Source organism: uncultured Succinivibrio sp. (genome assembly GCF_902756765.1).
In the GTDB taxonomy this organism is placed as follows: Bacteria; Pseudomonadota; Gammaproteobacteria; order Enterobacterales; family Succinivibrionaceae; genus Succinivibrio.
Window position 1 is genome coordinate 1 of record NZ_CACVSS010000107.1, and the last position, 5173, is coordinate 5173.

Sequence of the window (5173 nt, forward strand, 5' to 3'; positions counted from 1 at the left end):
TGGAGGAGCAATTCTCCAAGAGATCGTGTAAGACGTAGTTCGCTATGCTGTGGTCTATGAAACAGGAATCCCATCGACTTCAGTCGTGGGAGAGTCAAAGACTCTCAAAGAGTGCAGCTCTTAGTGGGACAGATTTCCAAGTGATTGAATATAGCAGTCCTTTCCTCCAAAGCCAATACCAATGCCATATACATTTGTATATTTTTCAGCAAGATATGGTTCTGCATATCTTTTATCAATAATCTGCTTTGCAGCATCTTCTGCACACCGGATACGCTCAAGACGTTCGTTCCTGCCTTTTTTAAATTCAATAACAGTTACTGTATCTGTTGCATTGTTTTTTAAGACAATATCAGGGAAACCGTCTCCGCTTTCAATTTCCTCATGAAAGGATATGCCTTTCGCTGCACTGGCTATTCCAATAACTCCAACCATAAAGCCATGGTAGTAGAGCTCATCACCGCTGTTTCTGATACTTAAGAACTCTTTTAGCATGGAGCTGATTAAAGCCTGAGCTTCTTCAGTCTTGTTCTCCATGAGCAAATCAACAAGTTTTAACGCCTGATTGTACCAGTAAGGATTATCCTCTCCGTATAGATATTCTCTTTTCTCGTTAAAACAGGCCAGAACTTCCTGATTTGGAATTTTTACAGTCACTTTTCCGGTGAGTTCTGAACCTTCGGCAAAGGTTACATAGCCCGTATGCAGCATTAGTGTCATAAATACATCAAAGCTGACTCTGTTTCTAAGATCAGGATAGGTTGTAAACTCCTTTATGCTGATATCAATTGTTTCCCCATCAAGAAGCTTTTGAAGTTTATCGATATTCTCTGCATTGTGTGCTTCCATACTGTTGTCGGTAAACATGGTGATAAGATCGTTACCACTGGTGTTTACCCAGAATGGCTGAGGTTTATCAGTTGAGCCGTGAAGAACTTCATCACAGTAGCTTATCAAGCTCCATGGACAGTAGATATGTTTATCGTCAAATCTGTATCCGTCATACCATTCTTTAACTTCATTCTCTTTCTCGGAAAGACCACAGTCAGCCAGGAGTTTTTGTGTCTCTTCTTCTGTGAAACCAAAGAATCCGGTATAAGGTTCTCTGTTCATGCCATAGGTTGTGAAGTTATTGGCATCGGTAAACACACTCTGATGGGCTATACGCAGACAGCCTGAGACGATTCCCTTGTATAGCCATGGCTCATTGTCTTTTTTGAAAATATTACCGCTTAAGGTTCGAATGATACTGAGCATATCATCATAGTAAGGTTCTTTAGCAATAACAGCTTTCTGCAAAGGAACATCATATTCATCAATAATAACTATAACCTTGCGTCCATACTCCTTGTACAGCATGGAGGCAATCTGTGGAATAGCTGTGCCGAGAATGGATATAGCTCTATTCAAATTTTGCGGATTATCTAGTTCATCCTGTTTATCTTTACAAAAAGATTTATTCTTTTTGTATTTCTCAATATCATCGAGATCTTGCTTTGAACTCTCAATCAGAAACAAAAACTCATCATATAGCAGTCCAACTTTATAGACGAGCTGAGATACAGCCTGCTGAAAACAGGCCCCCTCTACAGTTTTAAAGGAAATACTGATGACAGGAAGCTCTCCCATTATTTTTTCACGGAGTTCTTTGTATTCATCTCCTGCAACCGCCAGATTTCTCCCGTTATCAATAAAAAGTTTCTGCTGATAGGATTTATCCCCGGGATTTTGATAATTGAGTCTGCAGAACTGCCTGATTAGATCAAGATTAAGAGTTTTTCCGAATCGGCGAGGACGTATAAAAAGAGCATTCAAGACTTCAGAACCGCTCATAAACAGTTCTTTTAAATATGATGTCTTATCCACGTAATAGGAATTTTTTTCAATGATTGTTGAAAAATCTTCAATACCGGTTAAAAACAAAATATCCTTATTCATATACGCCTCTTCTTTTTTAGATAATTTTACCACAAGAAAGAATAAGTTAAGAGATTATAACCGCCCTCAAATCAGAAATCTGCCTGAGTGAATTTTAAATGCTGTTGAAGCTGCCGTATCTCATAAGCTCAAGCCTGTAGGCAAGATCCTTGCAGGGGCTAATAGCAGCATGGATACTAGAAAACAATACTTCAGGTTTACCCTTAAACCTGTTTATAAAAGATTAGGCGGTATAAACAGTCTAAATGCTCCAGCCTGCGAAATTTCACTGTAAGGCTTTACCTGTCAGGCTTCTTTGTAATCTGTAAGAGCAGAATCTCATTGGAATATTTAACGCTCAGATCATATACAACCGCTCAGAATGAAAAGAAGATTTCCTGTATAATCATCAGAGTATATTAAAGAGTGTGTTCATAGCTTATCTGATACTGAGAAGGATAATCCATCTATGTCAGCTGTGAATTGAAATGGCTCGAAACTGGATAAACGTCTTAAAGAAAAGAGAAGAGTCTTCAATGAAATTAAAAAAAATCGTAGAGCAGATTGATTCTGTCTGCGCTGATGCGACCCCACAACTTTTACACCATTTTATTAGAAGCTATGTTCTTTCTATACCAGAACCTAATCGAGAGTCATTTTTAAAGCAGCTTTCGCTGGCCTGTAGTAATTCTAATAAACTAATTAGTACAAAAGAGTCTGACAGGTTAATCGTTAAAAGCATACTTGATGAGATCTCATCTTTAGAAGATTTCTTCTCCCAACTAAAAAAAGACAGTGTTTTTCTTGAAACCAGAAATTTAGATTCCTTCTATGATGACGAGGATGATTATGATGGAGAAGAAGATGAGTATGACGATGATGAGGATGATTTTGATGACGATGAATATGAAGACGATGATGCCGATGAAGAATCGTACGATACTGATGAAGATGATGACTATGATGCAGATGATGAAAATGACAAAGCTGAAAACTGTAATATTTACACTTCATTAAGCTGCGTCTTTACTGACAACTTCAACATTAAAAACAATATCTGCAGGTGTTTGGAAATCGTCCATAAATGCTCTGAACTAGAGCTTTATCAGGAAGGCTATAAGCTTGCCAAAAAGCTTTATGCGATTAAGGTAAAGATTAAGGGAGAATCTTTTCTTCATAATCAATCTGACACGCTTTCCCTGTGGGAGCTGCATGAACATAAACTGATTTCTGATGACAAGCTAAGACTTTTTTGTGAAGAATATCTCTCATTTTTATATTTCTGTACAGATGGAGAGAAAAGAATCTCTCTTGTCTTAGAGCTTTTGTTTAATGTCGAAAATTACTTAAACTGCGATGTAGTTGAGCCTTTGAGTTTTTCTACTTTAAAGAATGACTGTTTATCGGATCTAAAGCGCCTTGACGTTTTTCTTACTGATCTTATCGGTGCAATCGCAAAGAAAGGTCCTGAGTCTGATATCTACCTTTATGTAAATGTGCTTTTGCCTCTGATTTCATCTCCAAAGCAACAGGAAGAACTGCTCTTAAGTCAGGCCAGTTCTAATCCGGATCTTATAAGAGACTATGTTGCTTCTGTTATTGAGGATAAACCTGAGGCGGCTCTTGATTTAATCTTAAGTGTCCCTAAGATATCCTCAAATACTTTGGAAAAATTTGAATTACTTGATCTTGGTATACTTGCTGCCTCTCATTTCAAAAAACAACAGGCACTTGAGGATCTATGTCTTGAGCTCTTTACCTGTATGCCATCATTAACCAATTATCTAAAGCTTCGCTATTATTCCGAGAATTACCATAAATACGATCACAAGATTCAGGATATCCTAAAGCAGAACAATCCTCAAAAAAATGGGGCATCCTCGAAATTTGGCTATCAGCTGTTCTTTTTTGAAGACAGCTTTTTACTAGAACCATCCCCTGAAAGCTATTATTTCATCTGTCTTATTGAAGGCAGATTTGATGAATTTTTTGAGAATATACAGAAGACTGACTTTAAAAAAGGTCCTGCCTATGATTTTGGCAACAATGTGTTCTATAAAGGGCTCCTTCTTTGTGCTTTACTTTTAGCCGGAAAACATGATGAAAATATGGACGAAAAGACTGCAAAGAGTAAAGCTTTAGGAAAGCCGTCGCATAAATTTATAAAGAAAGATTTAGCTGAAATGTTTTCTCTGGTGCTGTATTTTGATTATTTAGATCTTTCTAAATTAGAGAATCTTAAGATTTATGCAGAGATTCCATCAGAAAAGCTTATAAGTCTGTGGTTTGAAAATACAGTTCTCTCAGCGGATGATACTGTAAGCCTGCTCCGTGATTTTAGCTCTAATGTTACAGATATGATTGATACTGTGCTAGAGGCCAATCGCACCAGTCTGTTTCCAGCCATAGCTGAATGGATTAAGGTTTTATCTGAGATCTATACTTACTATGGTGAAGAGCAGAGACTTGTTGAACTGCAGGATCTGATTCTAACGAAATACTCAGGTAAGAAAACTCTTATCAACCTTTTAAAAAAGAAAGGAATAAATCTTGAGCATTCCTTAGGTGAGGTTCTGAATAATGTTCAGCGGGTGTAGATAGGGGTAGATATCTTTTTATTACCAAGGATACTGCTGGTATCTTTTTATTATCTAAGATATTGACGGTATCTTTCTATGATCCAAGATAGAAAAATAGCTTTATGATCAGAGTTAAAAAAGCTTTATGAGCAGAGTTAAAAAAGCTTTATGAGCAGAGTTAAAAAGCTTTATGAGCGAAGGTAGAAAAACAGCAGAGAAAATGTGAAGCTGCTGATTAACATCAGGCAGAAATGCTGATTAACTGCAGGCAGATATGCTGATTAACTGCAGGTAGTAATATAGTGAAAAGCCCTCTTTGGCTGATGAAAAAAGACAGTTCTTAAAGCTGTAATAATGTCAGATCATAAAGCGGTATATTAGAGAAGTGTTACAGATATTTTAATGCTGTTAACAGCATTAAAATGTTAAGAGCCAGATTATAAGAATTCACGGCGATAAGGAACACCATGGAAAAGAAAAAAATCATAGTAGGAATGCGTTCTCTAACCGAGATTAGAGAAAGTAACGGCATTTATGTCGATAAAACCAGATTTATTGACTATCTTGAAAATAGTGCTGGTACAAAAGTTCCTGTATTCCTGCGTCCAAGACGTTTTGGAAAGAGTCTTACAGCAAGTATGCTGCATAATTACTACGATATCAGTAAAAAAAATAAG

Annotated in this window: 3 protein-coding genes; 2 read left to right on the forward strand and 1 reads right to left on the reverse strand. The window is 37.0% G+C overall.

Annotated elements, in window-relative coordinates; genetic code table 11:
* Positions 1-120 precede the first annotated feature (120 nt).
* The gene (locus tag QZU45_RS10660; protein WP_295355138.1) at positions 121-1938 is read right to left on the reverse strand and encodes an AAA family ATPase; all 1818 of its coding nucleotides are present in this window, start codon (positions 1936-1938) and stop codon (positions 121-123) included.
* Positions 1939-2453: 515 nt separating this feature from the next.
* Between QZU45_RS10660 and QZU45_RS10665 the strand changes: the two genes are divergently transcribed.
* Entirely contained in the window at positions 2454-4514 is a 2061-nt protein-coding gene (locus QZU45_RS10665; RefSeq protein WP_295355140.1) for a hypothetical protein, read from the forward strand.
* A gap of 449 nt (positions 4515-4963) precedes the next feature.
* Positions 4964-5173, forward strand: a 210-nt coding sequence (locus QZU45_RS10670; protein ID WP_295355142.1) for an AAA family ATPase, incomplete at its 3' end; no start/stop codon positions are given.